Origin of the sequence: Clostridium sp. AM42-4, from assembly GCF_003480105.1 — a bacterium.
Taxonomy (GTDB): Bacteria; Bacillota; Clostridia; order Lachnospirales; family Lachnospiraceae; genus Brotaphodocola.
This window is the reverse complement of sequence record NZ_QUIK01000006.1, coordinates 21839-42602: the sequence shown is the minus strand read 5'-3', so window position 1 is coordinate 42602 and position 20764 is coordinate 21839. Positions and strand designations below refer to the sequence as shown.

Annotated in this window: 19 protein-coding genes; 13 read left to right on the top strand and 6 right to left on the bottom strand. The window is 46.8% G+C overall.

Features of this window, described 5'->3' with window-relative positions:
- The first annotated feature begins 339 nt into the window (after positions 1-339).
- The 9 genes from DW922_RS06225 (at position 340) to DW922_RS06185 (ending at position 10999) form a co-directional block, all read left to right on the top strand.
- The gene (locus DW922_RS06225; protein ID WP_118542897.1) at positions 340-1524 is read left to right on the top strand and encodes an acyl-CoA dehydrogenase family protein; all 1185 of its coding nucleotides are present in this window, start codon (positions 340-342) and stop codon (positions 1522-1524) included.
- 181 nt (positions 1525-1705) lie between these two features.
- Complete coding sequence (locus DW922_RS06220; protein ID WP_118542934.1) at positions 1706-2941, top strand: CoA transferase; 1236 nt, start codon at positions 1706-1708, stop codon at positions 2939-2941.
- Between the two features lie 34 nt (positions 2942-2975).
- Positions 2976-4118 (top strand): acyl-CoA dehydrogenase family protein, encoded by a 1143-nt coding sequence (locus tag DW922_RS06215; RefSeq protein ID WP_118542898.1) that lies wholly within the window; start codon positions 2976-2978, stop codon positions 4116-4118.
- A 24-nt stretch (positions 4119-4142) separates the two neighbouring features.
- Positions 4143-4931: an electron transfer flavoprotein subunit beta/FixA family protein gene (locus DW922_RS06210; RefSeq protein WP_118542899.1), complete on the top strand. Its 789-nt coding sequence runs from the start codon at positions 4143-4145 to the stop codon at positions 4929-4931.
- Between the two features lie 21 nt (positions 4932-4952).
- Positions 4953-5963, top strand: a complete 1011-nt coding sequence (locus DW922_RS06205; RefSeq protein ID WP_118542900.1) for an electron transfer flavoprotein subunit alpha/FixB family protein — start codon at positions 4953-4955, stop codon at positions 5961-5963.
- 137 nt (positions 5964-6100) lie between these two features.
- Entirely contained in the window at positions 6101-7738 is a 1638-nt protein-coding gene (gene fadK, locus DW922_RS06200; protein WP_118542901.1) for a medium-chain fatty-acid--CoA ligase, read from the top strand.
- A 5-nt stretch (positions 7739-7743) separates the two neighbouring features.
- Positions 7744-8295, top strand: coding sequence for a hypothetical protein (locus DW922_RS06195; RefSeq protein WP_118542935.1), 552 nt, complete (start codon positions 7744-7746; stop codon positions 8293-8295).
- A gap of 82 nt (positions 8296-8377) precedes the next feature.
- Positions 8378-9670 (top strand): hypothetical protein, encoded by a 1293-nt coding sequence (locus DW922_RS17965; RefSeq protein ID WP_243032084.1) that lies wholly within the window; start codon positions 8378-8380, stop codon positions 9668-9670.
- 27 nt (positions 9671-9697) lie between these two features.
- Positions 9698-10999 carry a GntP family permease gene (locus DW922_RS06185; RefSeq protein WP_118542902.1) on the top strand — a complete coding sequence of 434 codons (1302 nt, stop codon included), beginning with the start codon at positions 9698-9700 and terminating at the stop codon, positions 10997-10999.
- 3 nt (positions 11000-11002) lie between these two features.
- Here the strand turns inward: DW922_RS06185 and DW922_RS06180 are convergent, their stop codons facing one another.
- Both DW922_RS06180 and DW922_RS06175 read right to left on the bottom strand, forming a co-directional pair.
- Positions 11003-11890 carry a LysR family transcriptional regulator gene (locus DW922_RS06180; protein WP_118542903.1) on the bottom strand — a complete coding sequence of 296 codons (888 nt, stop codon included), beginning with the start codon at positions 11888-11890 and terminating at the stop codon, positions 11003-11005.
- A 241-nt stretch (positions 11891-12131) separates the two neighbouring features.
- Positions 12132-13025 carry a LysR family transcriptional regulator gene (locus tag DW922_RS06175; RefSeq protein WP_118726124.1) on the bottom strand — a complete coding sequence of 298 codons (894 nt, stop codon included), beginning with the start codon at positions 13023-13025 and terminating at the stop codon, positions 12132-12134.
- Between the two features lie 404 nt (positions 13026-13429).
- On the opposite strand from DW922_RS06175, the gene DW922_RS06170 reads away from it, so the two are divergent.
- Entirely contained in the window at positions 13430-14056 is a 627-nt protein-coding gene (locus DW922_RS06170; RefSeq protein WP_118542905.1) for an L-2-amino-thiazoline-4-carboxylic acid hydrolase, read from the top strand.
- Between the two features lie 55 nt (positions 14057-14111).
- Here the strand turns inward: DW922_RS06170 and DW922_RS06165 are convergent, their stop codons facing one another.
- A complete protein-coding gene (locus tag DW922_RS06165) occupies positions 14112-14714 on the bottom strand; it encodes a hypothetical protein (RefSeq protein WP_118542906.1) in 603 nt (200 codons plus the stop codon).
- Positions 14715-15476, bottom strand: a complete 762-nt coding sequence (locus DW922_RS06160) for a P-loop NTPase (RefSeq protein ID WP_118542907.1) — start codon at positions 15474-15476, stop codon at positions 14715-14717.
- 335 nt (positions 15477-15811) lie between these two features.
- On the opposite strand from DW922_RS06160, the gene tnpA reads away from it, so the two are divergent.
- The 3 genes from tnpA to DW922_RS06145 all read left to right on the top strand — a co-directional run bounded on the left by tnpA (position 15812) and on the right by DW922_RS06145 (position 18766).
- Positions 15812-16228 (top strand): IS200/IS605 family transposase, encoded by a 417-nt coding sequence (gene tnpA, locus DW922_RS06155; protein ID WP_118542937.1) that lies wholly within the window; start codon positions 15812-15814, stop codon positions 16226-16228.
- Positions 16229-16282: 54 nt separating this feature from the next.
- Positions 16283-17539: a transposase gene (locus tag DW922_RS06150; RefSeq protein WP_243107315.1), complete on the top strand. Its 1257-nt coding sequence runs from the start codon at positions 16283-16285 to the stop codon at positions 17537-17539.
- A 114-nt stretch (positions 17540-17653) separates the two neighbouring features.
- Complete coding sequence (locus DW922_RS06145) at positions 17654-18766, top strand: GGDEF domain-containing protein (RefSeq protein WP_118542908.1); 1113 nt, start codon at positions 17654-17656, stop codon at positions 18764-18766.
- 48 nt (positions 18767-18814) lie between these two features.
- On the opposite strand, the gene DW922_RS06140 is transcribed toward DW922_RS06145, so the two are convergent.
- Both DW922_RS06140 and DW922_RS06135 read right to left on the bottom strand, forming a co-directional pair.
- Positions 18815-19492, bottom strand: coding sequence for an RloB family protein (locus tag DW922_RS06140; protein WP_118542909.1), 678 nt, complete (start codon positions 19490-19492; stop codon positions 18815-18817).
- A complete protein-coding gene (locus DW922_RS06135; protein WP_118542910.1) occupies positions 19489-20694 on the bottom strand; it encodes an ATP-binding protein in 1206 nt (401 codons plus the stop codon). Before DW922_RS06135 ends, DW922_RS06140 begins: the two co-directional genes overlap by 4 nt.
- Positions 20695-20764: the final 70 nt, after the last annotated feature.

Below are 20764 nucleotides of genomic sequence, written 5' to 3'. Positions count from 1 at the left end.
AAAAACACTGTAGAAGCAGGAGTGAAATCTTCTGACGTTAAAAATAGCGAAATTAACTGCACAAATCAGAAAAATAACACTAAAAACAGAAAAAATAAGCTTCAAAAATGCTATTTACACCTTCACACGCTAGACTATAGCACCCGGAAAGTCCATTTACAAGCAAAAAAACGATTAATAGTTTTTTCCGATGAATCAGATGTATTTATTCGGATACAGCCGATTGGATATTTCCTGTTCCACACAGTATAATAACGTCATCAAGATTGTTAAAGAAATCGCAACATAAGATAAAAAGAAAACAATCAAAATGAACAACTCATATAAGGAGGATATCACATGAGCAAGTTAACAAAGGAAGAGTTCCAGGCTTACTTAAAGCAGATCCGCGAGCTGGCAGAGGGACCACTTGAAGAGATCCAGAAAGAAGTCGAGGTAACCAACAAATTCCCGCAGGAGTTCTACGATCTTGCAATCGAGAACAACTTATACCGTTGTTCCTTACCGGAAGAGTACGGCGGATGGGGCTTAAACGAGCTTGAGATCTTACAGGTACAGGAAGAGTTCTCCAGAGGCCCGGGCGGAATGAGAATGCATCTGCACTACGCAATGGATCTGAACTGGAGAATCCTCGATGATTACGGCAGCCCGGAGCTGAAAGCAGAGTACATGTCCAAGTTCCAGAACAAGGAAGTGTTCACCTGCTTCGCACTGACTGAGGCTACCGGCGGTACCGGCGCTGACTTACATACTACCGCAGTAAAAGATGGCGACAGCTATGTATTAAACGGTGAAAAGACTCTGATCTCCCACACCGACTGCTGCGAGTTCGCATATGTGATTGCAGTAACCAACCCGGATTCCGACAAAGATGACAGACTGTCCGCATTCTTCGTACCGATGGATGCACCGGGATTCGAAGTTATCAACATGCCGCACATGATGGGCTGCCGCGGTGCAGGACATGGCGATCTGAAATTCACCAACTGCCGCATCGACAAGAAATATCTGTTAGGCCGTGAGGGACAGGGACTTGAGATCGCAATGCACTCCTTATCCGTATCCCGCGCTCATATCGCAGCAAGTAACCTGGGTATGGCACAGAGAATGTTAGAGCTGTCCTTAGCATACGCTCATGACCGTGTAACCTTCGGCAAACCGATCGGAACCCGTCAGGCTATCCGCGTAAAGATCGCAGATATGTCCATGATGGTACACGCACTGCGCTGCATGGTTTACGATTTCGCAAAGGCTTACATGGAGAACCCGACTGGCGAGTACATCGAGGAGAAAGCTGCTATGTGTAAGCTGTTCAGTATCGATACTACCAGAAAAGTCAGCGATGAGATGCTGGAGATCTTCGGCGGCGTAGGCTACTTCGAGGATTGCAAGTACGGCCCGGTTGAGAGACTCTACCGCGACTGCCGCGCAATGTGGCTTGAGGAGGGCGCTCCGACCGTTCAGAGAATCACCATTTCCAGAAACACCATCAAACACGGCGCTCATATGGAGTACGTGCTGTAATTTCGGAAAACAAAACGTTTCCAAAACCGCGTGAAAACGCGGAATCACTCATACGATAACCAGAAAGAATATAGAATTGCCTAAAACAGGGTCATCAGGTTCTTACTTGGACCTGGGGCCCTGTTCCCCTTTATACCGGTCCGGAGGAGAACCTGACCGGACCGAAATGGAGGAATATAATATGAAACCTTTGGAAGGAATTAAGGTTGTAGACCTGACAACTTATCTGGCAGCACCGACTACGGTGCGTGTACTGGGTGAGTGGGGCGCTGACTGCGTGAAGATTGAATCCGCAAAAGGCGATCCGGCGAGAACCCAGGGGGCAGTGTTTAACATGCCTTATAACGATGAAGAAAATCTGGCTTTTGATGTAGCCAATTTAAATAAGAAATTTATTACTCTGAACTTAAAAGACCCGAAGGGTCTTGAGATTGCCTACCGCCTGTTAGCGGAGGCAGATGTCTTTGTTACCAATACCAGAACCAAATCTTTAAAGAAACTGGGTCTGGATTATGACACCTTAAAAGAAAAATTCCCGCGTCTGGTTTTCGCACAGGTATTAGGTTACGGCGAGAACGGACCGGAAAAAGATACTGCAGGATTTGATGTAACCTGTTACATGGCAAGAGGCGGCGTATTCGGAACCACGGTAAACCGCGGTGACGCGCCGATGATCCCGACCAACGGCTTTGGTGATTTCCAGGTTTCCCTGGCTCTGGCTTCCGGTATCTGCGCTGCTTTATATGGAAGAGAAAAATCCGGCAAGGGCGACAAAGTAACCGTCAGCCTGCATCACGCAGCTGTCTATGCCCTCAGCACCGGCCTGATCTCCGCACAGTACGGCAACCAGTATCCGAAGAACCGTACGGAGGTCGTAAACCCGTTCAATGATGTATTCCGTACCAGCGATGGCAAATGGGTATGCATCTGCTGTCCGGAGTATGACCGTGACTACGAGAAGATGTTCACCGTTCTGGACGCTCCGGAGATGTTAACGGAGGAAGCGAAAGAGAAGTACCGCCGCTGCGAGAGCATCAACGCAAACGGACTGAACCAGGAAGTTGTCGCAGCGTTAGACCGCGCGATCGCGAAGTTTACCAGAGAGGAACTGATGGAGCGCCTGAAAGCGAACGACATGCCGTGTGAGGCCTGCATGGAGCCGGAGGATATTTACAAGGATGAGCAGGCAGCAGCCAACCACATCCTGGCAAAGATCCCGTATCCGTCTGGCGAGCGCTTTATGCCGACCAACCCGATCCGCTTCGGCAGCATGGGCGAGCCGGAATATGTGATCGGCGGATCCCAGGGCGCGCACACCGTAGAGCTGATGAAGCATGTGGGCTACAGCAACGAGGAGATCGAGGAAGCCATTGCTTCCGGAGCCGCAACCGGCGAGACAAAACTGAAAAAATTATAGGTTTAAAAATAAGAAAGGGGAAGGTGACACAGATATGAGCTTAATGTACACCGAGGAACAGAAAGCGCTGATTGCTCTTGTAAAAGAGATGGCAGAGAACGAGATCAAGCCTTATGTGAAAGATGCGGATGAAAAAGGCGAGTGTCCGAAAGAACTTTATAAATGGGGATTTGACATGGGACTTCATATGCTGGAGGTTCCGGCCGAGTACGGCGGAGCTGGTTTAAGCTATGAGACCACCGCAATGATCTTCGAGGAACTGGCTAAGGTCGATGCCGGTTATGCCATCACCTTTGTCACTTCTTTCGTAGCATTAAGAAACGTAATCCTGGCAGGCACCAAGGAGCAGGGCCAGTATTTCGCAGATAAAGTAGCGCCGGGCACATTTGCTGGTTTCGCCCTGACTGAGCCGAACGCCGGTTCCGATCCGGCAGCAATGCGTGCGACCGCAGTCAAAGATGGCGACGAGTACATCTTAAACGGAACCAAGACCTTTATCACCAACGGTGCTGTAGCAAGCGTTTTCGTAGGTTTCTTCAAGACCAACCCGGCAGCAGGACACAAAGGAATTTCCGCTTTCATCATTGATGCGGACGCTCCTGGCGTAACCGTAGGCGCTCACGAGAACAAGATGGGCCTGCGCCTCTCCAACACCACCGACCTGATCTTTGAGAATGTCCGCGTAAAGGCATCCGCAATGGTAGGACCGGAAGGCAGCGGATTTAAGCTGGCTATGAACGCCCTGAACTTATCACGCGCATTCGTGGCAACCCTGGCAGTCGGCATCATGCAGCGCGCACTCGATGAGTCCGTGAAGTACGCAAAAGAGAGAAAACAGTTCAATACCCCGATCATCAAATTCCAGATGGTACAGCAGATGTTAGCTGACATGGCGATCAAGATCGAGGCATCCAGATGCCTGGTCAACAATACCATGAAGATGATGGATGCAGGCATCATGGTTCAGAAAGAGGGTTCCATCTGTAAGACCTTCGTTTCCGACTGTGCGCAGGAAGTTACCTCCAACGCAGTCCAGATCTTCGGCGGATACGGCTACAGCAAAGAGTACCCGGTTGAGAAGCTGATGCGCGATGTCAAAGTATTCCAGATCTTTGAGGGCGCAAACCAGGTGCAGAGACTGACCATCGCCAACGTATTAAATAAAGAATACAAATAGGAAAAATTGACAGGAGGATTGAAGATGAATATCGTTGTTTGTATCAAACAGGTTCCGGATACCACAGAGATCAAGATCGATCCGGTTAAAAATACACTGATCCGTACCGGCGTGCCGAGCATCATGAATCCGTTCGACAAGAACGCTCTGGAGACCGGACTTTCCTTAAAAGACCAGTATGGCGGCAAAGTAACGGTTATTTCCATGGGACCGCCGCAGGCAAAAGCTGTTTTGAGAGAGGCACTGGCTATGGGTGCTGATGAGGCTTATCTGGTAACGGACCGCGCATTCGGCGGATCCGATACCTACGCTACCAGCTACATCTTATCCCAGGCAATCAAGAAACTGGGCGCTTACGATGTCATCCTGGGCGGCAAGCAGGCAATCGACGGAGATACCGGCCAGACCGCACCGAGTATCGCAGAGCATCTGGGCGCAACCCGTCTGACTTACGTTCTGAGCTTAAAGGTTGAGGGCGATAAGGTCATTGCAGAGCGCCAGGTAGAAGAGGGCGTGGAAGTTATCGAGACGAAGTTCCCGGTACTTTGCACCGCAACCAAAGAGAGCAACAAACCGCGTTACGCAACCGTAAAGGGCGTTATGAGATCCTTCAACACCGAGATCGGTCAGATCACCCTGGCAGACCTGCCGGACGCAGACACCACCAAGATGGGCCTGAAGGGATCCCCGACCAAGGTAAAAGCAACATTCACTCCGAAGAGAACCGCAAACTGTGTGAACATCGAAGGCGTAAGCCCGGTGGAGATCGCGGACAACCTGATCGGAAAGCTGGTTGAGGCAAAAGTACTTTAATAAACAGAGGAGGTCGTCAAGATGAGTTTTGATACATGCAAGGACGTATGGGTATTTATCGAGAGCTTCCAGGGTCAGCCGAAGAGTGTCGGCCTGGAGCTGTTAGGACAGGGAAGAAAGCTGGCGGACGGACTGAAACAGAAACTCTGCGCCATTGTTATCGGCAAGGATGTAGACGCAGCCGTGAAGGAATCCGCAGCGTACGGCGCCGACAAGATCTATGTGATCCAGGGCGACGAGTATGAGAACTATTCCGCAGATGCTTACGGAAACGTATTCTTAAAGCTCTGCGAGAAATATGATCCGAACACCATTTTAGTAGGCGCAACCGTAAACGGAAGAGACCTGGGATCCAAGATCGCAGTCAGCCTCCGTACCGGCCTGACTGCCGACTGTACCGCACTGAGTGTCGATGAGGACACCGGCAATGTAGTCTGGGAGCGTCCGGCATTCGGCGGAAACTTATACGCGCAGATTCTCTGCAGCGAGACCAGACCGCAGATGGGTACCTGCCGTCCGGGCGCGTTCAAGAAGCCGGAGCGCAACGAGAACAATCAGCCGGAGATCATCAAAGAGGATATTCATACCCCGGAGAGCGAGATCCGCACCAAAGTGCTGGATTTCATCAAGGCATGTGAGGACAACGATATGCGTCTCGATGAGGCAGATGTCATTGTATCCGGCGGCCGCGGTATGAAGAGTGCTGAGAACTTCGGTATCTTAAAAGAGCTGGCAGATGTGCTTGGAGGAACCGTAGGATGCTCCAGAGCAGCGGTTGACGCAGGCTGGATGCCGCAGACCAAGCAGGTTGGACAGACCGGCTCCACCGTAACCCCGAAAATCTACTTTGCATGCGCCATTTCCGGTGCAGTGCAGCACGTAGCGGGCATGAGCGGATCCGGCACCATCGTAGCGATCAACAAAGATGAGACCGCGCCGATCTTTGAGGTTGCGGATTACGGAATCGTGGGCGATGTTTTTGAAATCGTTCCGGCTCTGGTAAAAGAATTAAAAGCAAAGCAGCAGGCATAAATACCATAGGACAAAAACATGAGGCTGCCGCAAACGGGCTGTAAGAATGAATATAGTACCTTTTGCAGCAGCCTCCCGCGCACAGGGCGGACGTTCGGCGGAATCACGGCATGCTGCCGGATGTAAGGAGGCACGTTATGTTTGAAGAGAGGAAGATCAGCCCGGAGCTAAGAAAACAGTACAGGGAAAAAGGATACTGGAAGGATGAGACGCTCTTAGACTGCTGGGACCGGACGGTAGAGAAGTATCCGGACCGGGAATATGTGGTGGATGACCGCGGTTACCGCTACACATACCGGGAGATGGATGAGGCAGCAGGACGGGTGGCATCATACCTGTTATGGCTTGGGATCCGCCCGGGCGAGGTGGTTTCCTACCAGCTTCCGATCTGGAGTGAGTTTGCCATGCTGACGATCGCCTGTTACAAGATCGGAGCGGTGGCGCATCCGATTGCCATGTCCTATGAGGAGAAGGAACTGGCGAGGAGCTTAAATGTAACGGAGTCCCGCTGCTATTTCGGACCGACATTCTTCTACAAAACCGATTATGAAGAGCGGATCCTTGCAGTGCGGGACCAGGTGCCGCTGTTAAAAGATGTTGTGCTGATCGACAGTGTCAGAGAACGGAAGAGCAACGTTCCACTGCTTCGGGAAATCCTCGCTTCCTGCGAGCCGCTTCCGAAGGAACGGTGTGTGCACACAAAAAACGGACAGGATATCGCTGTGATCCTCTGTACCTCCGGTACGACCGGAGGTACGAAGGGGGTTCTGCTGACGCACGATAATGTGCGTTACAGTGAAGATACATTCAACCGGGAACTTGGCCTTACCGAGGAAGACATCATGTTCATGCCGGCGCCGCTCCATCACGCGACCGGTTTCCATCATGCGATCATCGCGCCGATGCTTCATGGCGCTAAAGTGGTACTGCAGCAGAAATACCAATGCAGATCGGCAATCGAGCTTATGAACCGGGAAAAAGTCACCTACTCTATGGGAGCGACCCCGTTTATCTATGATATTTTAAGAGAGCTGGAAACCAATGGAGGAGCAGTTCCGACTTTGAAGTTCTATCTGTGCGGCGGAGCGCCGGTGCCGGGATATCTGGTGCAGAGGGCAAAACAGTATGGAATACTTCTCTGCGAGGTTTATGGATCCACGGAGAGCGTGCCGCACGCATTTGTCCGTCCGGATGAGGCGCTTGCGCTGAATGGAACGACATCCGGAAGGGCAATGGAAGGTGTGGAGATCCGGGTGGTGGACGAAGATGGAAACGACGTAGGCGTGGGCGTTCCGGGAGAAGAGCTGTCAAGAGGCCCCAGCGTGTTTGTCGGGTATTTAAAAGCACGGGAGATCACGGATGGAGCTCTGGACAACGATGGCTGGTTCCACAGTGGTGACCTTTGTATCATGGATGAGCATGGAAATATCCACATTATCGGGCGCAAAAAAGACATGATCGTCCGGGGTGGCGAGAACTTAAATACCAATGAGATCAATGATGCCCTGGAGGGATGCCCCGGAATGGGGGATCATACCATTATCGGAATGCCGGATGACCGTCTCGGAGAACGAATCTGCGCGTTTGCGGTTCCGCTTCCGGGACATGAAGACCTGAAGCTGGAGGATGTGCTGGACTATTTGCACTCCAAAAAAGTTCCGAAGCGTTTCTGGCCGGAGCGTCTGGAACTTATCGACCGCATTCCCCATACAGGAAGCGGAAAGGTGAAAAAATATCTGCTGAAGGAAGAGCTGGAAAAGCGTTTGAAGGGATGACCGCTATGATTGAACAGAAATTTGGACCGCGCAGATGCAGGGATACGAGAAAACCACTGGAAAAACAGTGTCCGGATGTTGTGTTTTACCGCTGTCCAGAATGCGGGGCTCTTTATCCGGTGACAGGAGGAACGAACCTGGAGGAGAAAGAGATTCTGTGTTGTGGAAAAAAAGCGGAAAGACTGGTTCCCGGAGAAGCGGATTCCGTGCGGGATGTGATGGATATTACTTATCAGATCACAGGCGGCTATAATGATAATGCTGTCCGCGTATCGTGGAAGATGAAGCCGTATGGACGTCATCCAGAGTGGATTTATCTGAAAACATTTACGGGGGGATATTTAAAATATGTAATGGAAGGAAAACATTCGCCAATGGTATTTGCCCTGGCGGATACCGATGCTTTTTGTTACTGTGATGAAGATCCCTGCCTGGAATGTGTATTTCGGTGTAAGAGAGGATTTATCATTTATGTTTATGATAGACAGACCGGACTCGTTGCGGTACCCCTGGATAAGATGAATGCCCAGTGGCAGAGTGGAGCAAATAAGATGTGAGATACTGTAATTTTTGACAATAATGTGTTAAATTAATAACGAAATCTGTATATGGGGATATACAGATAATGGGGGATATTCTATGGGAAAAACAACAAATGCGGAATGCAAAGTAGACTGGAAAACCGTTCTTGTTTTTGTGTCGATAGCATTTAGTTCGCAGTGTGGCGGCGGATTCGCGTCCGGATCTACGCCATGGACTTATTTTTTTAGAAATACGGGGTTTTATGGGATGCTGCCGGTTGTTGTGCAGCCGTATTTTTGTCTGTTTATGCCGTTTATTGTAGCGGCGATCAACTGTTTTATTATTTATTTCTTTATGAAATTCGCTATGGATTTCCGCACGTTTGATTACAGCAATTTTCTGAGGCAGTATGGTTCGCGTTTCTGCGGCGGGATTTTTGCCAGACCGATGCAGTACATTTATGAGTTTAATTTTAACTGGCTTCTGATCGTATGTATGGCGCTTGCGTACTCCACCTCTGGTTCAGCATTAAAAGAACTGACGGGAATTCCATATCTGTATTCTACGCTTATCATTGGTGTCCTGATGTTTGTTCTGTGTATGAAAGGCACAGACCTGGTCCGGAAGAACGCGGTGTTTATGAGTGCCGTTATTTTCATTGCGCTGATCTCAGTTCATGTACCTAATATCCTTTATAATGTAGTGTCTGGCCGGTTATCTGCGGAACTTGGCAGCATGTCCCGGCAGATCCACAGCGATGTTGCCGCAGGTGCAGGAAGCTTTTTAAAGTATCTTCTGGTCGCTTTTTGCTGGGCGTATATTTTTTCAGGACAGAATCTGGCAGGTTTTGGAGCCTATGTTAATCATGCGCAGCTTTTTACCAATAAAAAAACACTCAGATGGGCTGTTGTGCTGTCTGTGATTGCAAACTGGGCATTTCTGGAAATGAATGTGATCAATCTGGCTGCAAATTATTCGGCTGTTTATGAAGGATGGTCGAATGGACGTGCGGTATATACTATTCTTGTTGTACAAAATGGCGTCGGAAGCGGGGCGGTAAAGACCATCCTTCTTACGCTGATCACGGTGGCCATATTCTTTGCAACCATTTCAACAGCGATCAATTACGCGCAGGGATTCAATGACCGCATTTTAAACTGGTATCAGAAAAGAAAACAGGAAGACCCGGAAGTTTCCGCGGCAAAGAGAAATAAGCGGGGCGCGGTATTAACGCTGGTCTATATTGTGATCACATGGGCAGTGTCCCAGATGGGACTGACTGCGCTGGTATCCAAAGGGTTGACATTTGCATCGATCATCACATTGTTTACCCTGATCATACCGACCATCATCAATGTGATCCGGAAGTGGCCGGATGCAGATTATGCGCACATGACAAAAGAAAAATAATGAAATCATCACGAAGGGGGAATCGATATGTTATCTGCTATTGGATTAATCATAGCAATCGCGCTGCTGATCGTTATGATCGTGAAAGGTGTTGATATGATCACGGCATCGGTAGTAACAGCCGCGATCATTCTGGTAACAAGCGGACTTGATTTTTGGGAAGGTTTACTGAAAACGTTTTCGGAAGGAGCTGGCTCGTTCTGCAGTTCCTGGTTTTTGATCCTTGCGCTGGGTGGCATTTTTGGTGAACTGGTCAATCAGACAGGGCTGGCTACCAAGGTCGCAAAATCTTTATCTGCTGCACTTGGAGCCAAAAGGGTGGGGCTGATCATTATGATCTGTACATTCTTTATCACACTGCTGGGTATTAACGGCTATATTATGGTATTTGTTCTTTATCCGATCGCAGACAGCCTGCTTCGTGAAAATAAGATGGACCGCCGGCTGCTTCCGTTTTTGATGATCGCGGGAGGTGCGAATGCGAATGGATTTGCGTTTTCCATGGATATCTGTAATGTGATCCCGAGTAATTTCCTTGGAACTTCACTGGGTGTAGCGCCGGTTCTGGCTGTGATTTTCTCAGTGATCACCTGCACCTGGTATGTGATGTATTTTAACTATGCGCAGAAGAAGAGCATGGGAAAACTGTCAGAAGCAGAACTGATGGCAATGTACAAAACAGAGAAGAGCGTCATGGGAGATGATGAGCTTCCGGGCCTCTTTATGTCTCTGCTGCCGTTTATCCTGGTTCTGGTAGCGGTAGTGGCAACTTCAAGTATGGGAACTTCCACCAGCTTGAGCTGCGCGCTTCTGATCGGTGTTCTTGTAATTATTGTGACGCAGTTTAAAAAGATCAAAAACCTGAAAGGCTCTCTGAAAGGGGGCGCAATGTCCGGCTTAAGTACAATGCTGACAGTAGCCGCAGTCATTGGCCTTTCCAAAGTCCTGACTCAGGCTCCGGCTTTCCATGCGGTACAGGAGTTTGTATTAAATATCACACTTCCGATTTACTTAAAGACCTGGCTGGGAACCATGATCTGCGGTGCTATGACTGGTTCCGCGATCACAGCGGAAACCCTGTTTTTGGAGAGTTTTGGAAAACAGTTCCTTGCAGCGGGCGCAAACATCAACGCGCTTCACAGAATCGTAGTAGAAGCTGGTATTACCCTGAACAAACTTCCGAATGCATCTCCGGTCGTTATGGAGACTTCTGTTTGTGAGTGTACCCTGGCAGAAAGCTATAAGCACATCGTGCTGGGTTCCACGATTCCATGTGTGATCGCAGGATTCATTATTACGATCATGGCAACGGTCGGAATCATCTTTTAAAATTTAAAGGTTTTGCGATACAGCTTCCAGTACAAAGTCATGGAAATTCCGGACAACCGGCGGCATATAAAACTGGTCACTGCTTACCATATAGATGTTGCGCTTTACGACCGGGTGTAAAATTTCGATGACTTTGACATTCAGGCTGGAGAGCAGTTCCATTTCGGGGACGATGGCAATGCCAAAACCGTGGGCAACGAGGCCGGCCGTAACCTGGTCCTCCACGATCTCATACGCGATACGGGGGCGTTTTCCCAGTACCTGGAACATTTTATCAACTTCATAGCGGATGCCGGATGATTCGGCAAAATAAACATACGGATATGGCAGGGTTTGCTCCAGGTTTACGGAGTCAAATCCTGCCAGTTCGTGATTTTGGGGTACGATCAGCACCAGGTTCTCACGGTGTACGGTTTTGAATGTCAGTCCGTTTTCTTTTTGCGGATGTGAGCAGAAGATCAGGTCGTAATGATGGGCATTTAAGTCATTTACCAGATTCTGGGTCACATCGGTCTGGAAGGAAAAATGAATATCGTGGTCCGGATGCAGGTCGAGGAAACGGCGCGCCAGGGAGGGAATGAAATCCACACCCAGGGGGCGCACAAGGCCGAGGCGGATCAGCCCTTCGCCGCGGGCAGTGCGCTGAAGAAAATCGATGCCATTATCCAGTGTTTTTAAGGAACTTTCAACACTGCGCAGAAACTGTTCCCCAAATACAGTCAGGACGGTGTTTTTTCCACTTTTTTCAAACAATGGAACACCGAGTTCTTCTTCCATTTTAAAGATCGCATGGCTGAGGCTTGGCTGGGTAATACACAGGTTCTGCGCAGCGCGTGTATAGTGGTGCGTATGTGCCAGTTCTGCGAAATAACGCAGGTGAGTCAGATTCATAGGTATTCTGCCTTTCTTAAACGGTGTGATGATATACGATAGATAAAATCTATTATAACATGAAAATAATTGATTTGAATACGGATTAAAACTGTTTTATACTAAAACCGGAAGGTGTGATAAGACATCCTTCCGGTTTTTTACCTATAGAAGATACGGCTTCTTTTATGTCGTTCCCATAAAAAGAAGCCGTAAATCCCCTTACGCATATTCTGTACAATTCTGTATAAAATCCCGATATTTAAAATTCCGGCGGCAGGTCAAGGCAGTGCGCCACCATACAGTTTGCGAATGCTTCCACGGCTGCCGTGATAAAATTCTTTTTGCTGTAGACCATGTAGATCATGCGGGTGTCCTTCGGGACGTCTGTTAAATGTATTTTTTTGAGGTTGTCGAACTGTTTTATGAACGGTGTGTCCGCGACAATGGCGGCTTTGGAAGAACGGTTGATGCGCCCGGCAATGGAAATCTCGTCGTCGTAGGAGTGGGCAGCCTCAAGTCCTTTCTCTTTTAGGATCGCGCGGACGGTTTTGCCGATCGGGATGGTGTCGCGGTAGGTGCAGAGTGCGTAGTCTTTTAAGGCAGGCAGCTCGATGGAGTCATACTGCGCCAGCGGATGGTCATTTCGCACGATGACGATAAGCTCCTGGTAGGTGATGGGAACAAAGAACAGATCGTCCATGTGCTCCACCATGGAACAGAAGCCAATGTCGTAGGTTCCTGCGGAGACCCCCTCCGCCACAGGAATGGATTTTTCGTGGAAAATGTTAAAGTTTACCTGCGGGTGATGCTCATGGTATAAGTCGAGAGCATCCGGAAGAAAGTCTCCGAGCAGGGTTGGAATACATCCGATATCGATGGTTCCGGTCATGGAGTCGGATTTTTCCTTCATGAGGGCGATGCCGTGTTCCAGAATTTCCAGAGACTGATTGACATACTGGGAAAATTCTTCTCCATATTTGGTGAGCTGGACGTTGCGGCCTTTTTTTTGGAATAACGCAACCGAAAGCTCGCTTTCCAGCGACGCGATGGAATCGCTGAGGCTGGGCTGGGTGATATAGAGTGCTTTGGCTGCTTCCGTGTAATGCTGGACTTCAGCCAGTTTCCGAAAATAATAAAGCTGCTGTAAATTCATAAACGCTTCTCCTTCTTTCCTATTCATTATACATGATGTTGATGAGAATTTCCATGGAATCGTTAAGAAAATGTTAGAAAATTATCAAAATATAGCGAGGGATGGATTTGACAATTTGGGCAAAACTGCCTAAAATAGGAGGCAGATGGCTGTTTGCACAGCGTGCGAACAGTAACGTCAGGAGATCATGAAGCTAAGTGCGTGGCGCCGTACAGGCTTGAATGCGCCAAATATCCAGAATTGAACGGCAGATATAATATGTGGCTGGGTGACAAGCGCGGATGTTCCGAGGGTATTTATGCAAGAGAAAAAGTAGGCTGTAGTGAGATATAGAAACTGTTGTGTTGATTTGATGCTATGGGGATATGATTGACATGTTCCTAAACCGCATGGAGGACTGGGCAATGAAATATAATGGCTTCTATTTCTGGATGTTTAAGGGCCCTATGAAAAAGGTTCTTGCAAAGAAATACGGCAAAGCGTATGTTTTGGAGGTCATGAAAAAGAGCAAGCAGGTCTACCGGGAACTGGTAGAGCAGGCGGATGACATCGGCGATGATAATCCTATGGCATACAATGAGCTGTTTGCCCTGGCCTTTGTGGCGCCGTATGTGGCAAGCGGGAAGAAAATTCCACCAGAGACGGTGCAGGAAATGATGCGGCAGTCTCTGTACCACATCAAATGGTATTTTGCGAAAACGGATCTGAACACGGACAAGGGCAAAGCTGAGAACAAAAAGAGTATCGTCAGATACGCAAAGTGGTATACGCCGGAAAAGGAGAAGCAGTACCCGACTTCCTTCAAGGTGGACTTTGATGGGCAGCCGTATGAGGGAGCATGCTACTACCGCATCACCCGCTGCCCTATTTGTATTTATATGGAAAGAATGGGCATTCCAGAGTTAATGCCGCTGTTTTGCGAACTGGATGAGGTGATGATTTCACTCCAGCATGGCATATTGCACCGAAAACAGACGCTGGCGAACGGCGGCGAATATTGTGACTATTTTATCACGGGAAATAAAGAATAAATTTTAAAGGTAAAGGGGATCTCTGGACGCTTCTAGGGCGTTGGAGATCCTCTTCCTATTTATCACATTGTCGGTTGTAATATTTCAGTCCATTTAAAATATCTGGATTTTGAAAGGCAAGCTGCCGGAGAATCAGTTCATATAAACTGATCGGAATATATTTTTCTTCCTCTGGATCTTTAAAAGTTCTGTTTTGGATAATACGCAGAACCGGGCTGTCATCCGGGATTTGCTTTTTACATCGCTGGATCCAGGAAAGAACAGCCAAATCTCTGGCCTGAGTCAGGTTACCGTCCTCATCTTCCAGCCCATACAGGGTGAAAAAGAGATACGCATCCGACTCTGAGAGATAGTATGTCCGGCGCCGCAAAAGGAACAGGGCATATTGTGGCTCCAAACACCAGCGGATAAAATACGCCGCGGCATAACAAAGGATACATATGCCTAAAAAACTGGTTTTTAACTGCGGATAGTAGCGAAAAAATCCATAGTAAGCTATGAAACAGGCGACGATATAGGGGATTGTCAGGTGGAAGCGTTTCATCATACGGTTCGCCCTGGCTGCTGCCCGCAGCTCCTGTTTGTTTTTGGAAAGAACACTGTAAAACACTGGGACATCCGGGAGAGGATGACCGTGATCATTATTTAAAAGCATCATTTATTTCTCCAGAAGTTTGGAAAGCCGGTTCACCAGTGATGAAAGGGAAGGATGGAGCAGATTTTCCGAATCTTCGTATAACGACAGGTAGGAATTGTTATATTTCCAGACCTGGTCATAGTAAGGTAGCGTTACGAGAACAGGAATCTGAAGAAGTTCCTCTATTTCCTGATCCGAGTACATCCGCTGTTCTTTCCTGATCTGATTTGCGATTACATGCATATGATCATAACTGATCTGCTTTTGGGTCAGAAACCGGCGGAAGCGCTGATTGTTTTTAATTGAGCACTCCGTATCATCTGTGATCAGCAGGGCTAGGTCCGACAATTCCATGAGTTTTGCGGGAGTATCCGTGGATGCCATATCGGTATCGATAAGAACCAGGTCAAAATAAGTCTTCAAAGAAGAAATGAGCTGGATGATCCGATTAATGGGCAGAGGATATGTTCTTTTCATCTGTTTGGAGGATAAAAGATGGATATTCCGATCGGGGACAGGCGTAAGGTAGGGGTCCAGGTCCTGCCAGGACAGAGGGGATAGATCTCGTGCATTGTGCTGAAACAGGTCTTCCATTGTTCGTGTTGGAAGTATGCGGAAAAATGTTTCCTGGGCAGGGCAGGAGAGGGCCATATCGACCAGACAGACGGAAACGTTTTTACTAAATGCAATGGCCAACTCTTTGGTTAGTGTGGAGGTCCCAACTCCACCTTTGGCTGAAATAAGTGATACAACGGCATGGCTCATATATTTATCTAAATTCATAAAAATCCCCTTTTGAAATCTTAAGGATATTATATCTCAGGAGACCGGTTCTGTCTAATCCTAAACCCGTTTTGCTTATCATAAGGCAACTTGTGAAAATTTTTCAAAAGCGGTATAATGCTTTCTATATGAAAGTGGCCGGTGCCATTTAGGACAATAAGCGGGAATCCTCGGCAATTCAATTACCGAGATGAAAGCTCAGGAGTGTGCATATCTGCACAAAGTAAATAATATAATAATCCTCATTCTTTGATATTAATGCCGTAACCGGCATACAATAAAAACGAAAATACGTTCGAATAATGCTTGTGTATTACAATTCAATATGCTATACTATATGTATGAAAAAAAATCTTATACATTATAGGACTTGCGTGTGCAATATCAACTACCATATGGTATGGTCGGTGAAATACAGACGGAAGATATTAACCCCAGAAGTTGAGAAATACCTGCAGGAACTCGTGCAGCAGATAGCTGACGATAAAGGCTTTACCGTTCATTTATTTGAATGTGGTGAAGGTGATCATGTTCACTGTTTTGTATCAGCTCCACCAAAACTGTCAATAACAGCCATTATCAAGTATCTGAAGGGGATCACAGGCAGGAAATTATTCGAACGTTTTCCGGAAATAAGAAACCAGTTGTGGAAGGGAGAACTGTGGAACCATTCCTATTATGTGGAAACGATCGGATCTGTATCTGAGGAAAATATCCGCCGTTATATTGAACATCAGAGCAAGTCGTATTAATTCAATGTGAATTGTAAATATTCATATGCATGGCTGTCTGAAGGGGGAAGGGGAATGCTGCTGTCACACAGAACATCGGTCAATATCCGGCCGGAATATTCTAATATTATAGGGCATATGTGTTATGCTGCTTCCAAACTCTGGAATGTCTGCAACTATGAACGCCGTCGATATAAAGAATTGGAGCTGGAGAAGTATCCTGACTGGTATTATCAGAAGAAAGCGCATAAAGGAGATCTGTGGTATAGACAGCTTCCGTCCCAGACAGCGCAGGAGACCTGCAAGCAGCTGGATAAAGCCTGGAAATCATTTTATGTTCTTAAAAAGACCGTTGGGATCAAAGATCCAAATCCGCCGCGATTTAAACAGGACAATATACCGATCACTTACATGCAGATGGGAATCCAGCACGAGAAAGGCTCCGATCAATTGCGGCTGTCTCTGTCAAATGATCTGAAAAGCTATATGGAAGAAGCTTATGGGATTCATGAAAAATTTCTATATCTTGAAAATAAGATTTTCAGGAACATGGATCACATAAAGCAGCTGCGGATCTATCCACCGGAAGATGGAAAATGTGACCTTATCGTTGTCTATGAGGTCAAAGAACCAGAACCGATCTCCCTGAATGGCCATTATTTATCAGTGGATCTTGGAATTCATAATCTGATGACCTGTTATGATTCCGGAAATGGAAGGACTTTTATTCTGGGAAGGAAATATCTTTCACTGGAAAGATACTTTCACAAAGAAATCAGCAGAGTTCAATCAATATGGTATGCACAGCAGTCGGGAAATGGCATAAAATATCCCCGATCATCGAAACATATCAAGAGGATTTACCGAAAAAAGCAGGACGCAGTAAAGGATTACCTTCATAAGGTGACCAGATGGCTTGCAGAATACTGTAGAAAAGAAGGGATAAGCAGTGTAATCATAGGAGATATCCGAAATATCCGTAAAGGAAAAGAGATAGGCCACAAGGCAAACCAGAAGTTTCACGGACTGCCGTATAATAAACTTTATATCATGTTGGAATATAAACTAAAACTGTATGGAATACCATTGATAAAACAGGAAGAAAGCTATACCAGCCAGTGCAGTCCGTTATCACCAGAAGTATCAAAAAGATATGCAGAAGCATCAAACCGAAAAGAGCGGGGCATGTATATAACGGATGGAGTAAGATATAATGCGGATGCAGTAGGAGCATTTAATATCCTGCGAAAATATCTTTCCGTATCCGGAAAACAGAAAGAACTGTCCGTAACCGGACTAAAAAATCCAGAAATAATAAAAGTAGCTGTATAGCCGAAAGGCAAGCAGTAGTGGTGTCATGGACGCACCCTGAAAAAAGGCGGTATCCCGCCAGATTTCAGATGCTCTGGTAACTTAGTTACCGAGTAGTTCACAAGGTGAAATGGAATGAAAATAATATGTAAAAAAGGCTGCAACGTAAAAAGTGCATTGCAGATAGTGTCGGAATATATGGAGAAAAAGAGTCTGGAATATCCGCTCATAGGTGAGGATCTGGAGATAGAAATTTCTTTGAAAAATCAAGATGGGGAAGAATATCCGGACAATGATCAGACGGTATATTTTGATGAAAAGGAATTGGAACTTCTTCAAAGCCATGAGAAAACACCGGATTATTATAACATTGATGCGTTGACGGGCCTGTATAATCGGGGAAAGTATGAACGGGATATCCGTATGTTTCAGGCTACAGGGTATGAACGGCTGACCTGTGTTTACATGGATGTGGTAGGACTTCATGAAGTGAATAACCATCTGGGCCATGAGGCTGGAGATAAGATGTTGTGCATGATTTCGGATGCCATCCGGGAATATTTTCCTAAAAGTCTGGCTTACCGCATTGGCGGCGATGAATTTGTCGTTTTGTGCCCAGACCATGGACAGGAAGAGGTGCTTGAAAAAGTTTCTTCTTTGAGACAGGCAATTCGGCAGCAGGATTACGAAGTATCCATTGGAATAGGGGAGAGCACGGACACAAAGACGTTAAATGAGATCATCAATTATGCGGAAAATGCCATGCGCTATGATAAAGCGGATTTTTACCGCAACAACGGTGGCCTGCGGCAGATGCGCTCTTTAAATTACAAACTGGAGCAGCTTCTGCTGAAAAAACGGGATGCTAATCATTTTCTGGACGTAATTGCTCCACGATATAAGGGTGTTTATATGGTAAACCCGAAGACGGATCAGTGCCGTTATATTTATGTTCCGCCATATTTTCAGGATATGCTGGACCGTAATAAAGGATCGTTTATCCCTTCTATGAGAGAATACTACCATGCGCTCGTCCGTCCGGAATACTATGACCGGTTTGAAACAATCCTGGATTATCATTATATACAAGAGAAGTTAGCATCTGAAGGCATGGTGACGATGACTTATGAAAAACTGGATGACAGCTGGGTTGAACTTAAGATCACAGCATATGATCAGAGCACTGCAGATACACAGGAATTATTATGGATTTTTATAGATGAAAAATATGGATTACCAACCACCTGATGAAAAAAGATGAGTAGCAGACGGGAAAACCACCTGCTACTCATTTTTTTAATCCATTTTGAGATAGGGCCTTAGTTTCTTAACCAGTACATGGACCATGGTTCCGGGAGCAGAGTCGGAAGGCAGCTTCCCGGCATTGATCTTTTCCAACTTTTCTGCATTTACAATAGCGGTATCCAGGTATGGTGCCAGGATTTTGAACATGTCGGTGCGGTTTTTCTCATAGGAACCAAACCCCTGAAAAGATAAAAGTTCCGTCAGTTTCGGCCAGTAGGAACTTTGGTGCAGATCGGACTGCAAGAAACTGAAATGGAGAAGGAACCATAATTCAATGCACTGGTTTGACCATATGGCATGATAGGTGGTTTCCTCCGTAGATTCCTGTATACAAAGTTCGGCCGTTTTGTTGATGTGATCAGCCGGGAAGTCATCGGTATCATAAATGACCCAAACGTGTTTATACCCATTGGCAGAGGTGCTGGCAAGCTGCCGGGCCTTTTGAAACAGGTTTAAGGTATTATCACCGGCTCCGTGGATACTGAGCTGGATGCGATCAGGATAGGCACTGTTGATGATATCCTTCATGGCACCGAAATAGGCCGGCTCCGTATCGGTTCCTTCCGTAACGATCAGATGATATTCCGGCTGAATTTTTTTCGGCTTATCGCGGCGGGCCTTCATCCAACCTTTGTCAAGATCGCTTTTCTTTGGAGGTTTTAAGCTCATGCAAAATCACCTCCGAGCATGTTGGAAAGGTATGGATCAGCTCCATAGCGTCCCTCCAGATACTGCTTATCATAGGCCGCAGTATTTTTGATTCGGTCGTTATCTTCCCCGCGGATTTCATGCAACGAGTAGATCTCGCTTTCATGGGAAGCATTCTCCGCGGCAAACCAGATCTCATCACGGCGGAATATGGTATTTTTTAAGGTATACATGTCATGGGATGTGAATAAAAGCTGGGCCCCGTATTTGTTGATTTCTTTATTTTTGAACAGGAAAATGACATAGCGCAAAAGCTTCGGATGAAGCTTTGCATCCAGTTCATCAATGATCACCATGCGTCCTTCTCTCAGGGCAAGCAAGATCACCGGAAGGGCAGCAATAAGCTTTTTGGTTCCATCGGACTCCTGGGAGAACGGCAATTCATATTCATGGGAAGATAACGTGCGCTGCATAAAGAGCTGTTTTGTATCTTCATCATAGCGGTACCCGGTGATATCAATATCCATATCATTTAAAGCGCGGATGAACTGCTCCTTATATGGCGCATCTTTGGCCAGCAGGATCTGATGCTCCACTACGGGATTTGCATAGCTGCGGATAATGCAGCTTTCAAACCAGGTTATAACCTCGCTGATGACCGGAATGTCATAGTTAATGGCCAGGAAGGACAGATACGGCATTTTGGGGTTGATGCTGGTGTTCAGGCTTTTTTTATTGATTGTATAGCCAAGGGAAATGCTGTCAGCCTCACGTTCAAAAATCATGGCAGTTTTTTTTCCGGTGACTGCTTTTCTGTAAAGGGATTCCGATATAACCTCATCATTTTTTAAAGCGAGGTAGTAGCAGTATTCATTTTTTCCGATCCGGAAAAACATCCGGAACTCGGTCGGTTCATTTTTGGAGGTTTCATCGAACAGAAAGGGAACTGCATCAATTTTCTGCTGAAGAATGAAGCCCTGTCTGTTTTTTCCTAATTCATTCACCGGTTTTACCACCGTAGAGATGACGCAGGCAAGGGCCTGCAGCAGGTTTGACTTTCCGCCGCCATTTGGACCGTAGACGACATTAACCGGCAGAAGATCAGAAGCAGAAGCCTCAGTGATCAGTGTATCTTTGAATTCAGGCAGTACGGCAGCCTGGTAATCTAACGTAGTTTCATTTTTATAGGACTTAAAATTTTGAAAAGTAAACTGGCATAACATGATTAGAAGCCTCCTTTCCCTTATAGTATAATCACAAAAAATCAAAATATCAAGCCATATATTCGATATA

Coding starts and splice junctions, on each gene's coding strand:
- DW922_RS06170 (WP_118542905.1), top strand. CDS start 13,430: ATGAAATATAATGGCTTCTATTTCTGGATGTTTAAGGGCCCTATGAAA.
- DW922_RS06140 (WP_118542909.1), bottom strand. CDS start 19,492: ATGAGCTTAAAACCTCCAAAGAAAAGCGATCTTGACAAAGGTTGGATG.
- DW922_RS06160 (WP_118542907.1), bottom strand. CDS start 15,476: ATGAATTTAGATAAATATATGAGCCATGCCGTTGTATCACTTATTTCA.
- DW922_RS06165 (WP_118542906.1), bottom strand. CDS start 14,714: ATGATGCTTTTAAATAATGATCACGGTCATCCTCTCCCGGATGTCCCA.
- DW922_RS06175 (WP_118726124.1), bottom strand. CDS start 13,025: ATGAATTTACAGCAGCTTTATTATTTTCGGAAACTGGCTGAAGTCCAG.
- DW922_RS06185 (WP_118542902.1), top strand. CDS start 9,698: ATGTTATCTGCTATTGGATTAATCATAGCAATCGCGCTGCTGATCGTT.
- DW922_RS17965 (WP_243032084.1), top strand. CDS start 8,378: ATGGGAAAAACAACAAATGCGGAATGCAAAGTAGACTGGAAAACCGTT.
- DW922_RS06210 (WP_118542899.1), top strand. CDS start 4,143: ATGAATATCGTTGTTTGTATCAAACAGGTTCCGGATACCACAGAGATC.
- DW922_RS06225 (WP_118542897.1), top strand. CDS start 340: ATGAGCAAGTTAACAAAGGAAGAGTTCCAGGCTTACTTAAAGCAGATC.
- DW922_RS06220 (WP_118542934.1), top strand. CDS start 1,706: ATGAAACCTTTGGAAGGAATTAAGGTTGTAGACCTGACAACTTATCTG.
- DW922_RS06180 (WP_118542903.1), bottom strand. CDS start 11,890: ATGAATCTGACTCACCTGCGTTATTTCGCAGAACTGGCACATACGCAC.
- DW922_RS06150 (WP_243107315.1), top strand. CDS start 16,283: ATGCTGCTGTCACACAGAACATCGGTCAATATCCGGCCGGAATATTCT.
- DW922_RS06145 (WP_118542908.1), top strand. CDS start 17,654: ATGAAAATAATATGTAAAAAAGGCTGCAACGTAAAAAGTGCATTGCAG.
- DW922_RS06195 (WP_118542935.1), top strand. CDS start 7,744: ATGATTGAACAGAAATTTGGACCGCGCAGATGCAGGGATACGAGAAAA.
- DW922_RS06215 (WP_118542898.1), top strand. CDS start 2,976: ATGAGCTTAATGTACACCGAGGAACAGAAAGCGCTGATTGCTCTTGTA.
- DW922_RS06135 (WP_118542910.1), bottom strand. CDS start 20,694: ATGTTATGCCAGTTTACTTTTCAAAATTTTAAGTCCTATAAAAATGAA.
- fadK (WP_118542901.1), top strand. CDS start 6,101: ATGTTTGAAGAGAGGAAGATCAGCCCGGAGCTAAGAAAACAGTACAGG.
- DW922_RS06205 (WP_118542900.1), top strand. CDS start 4,953: ATGAGTTTTGATACATGCAAGGACGTATGGGTATTTATCGAGAGCTTC.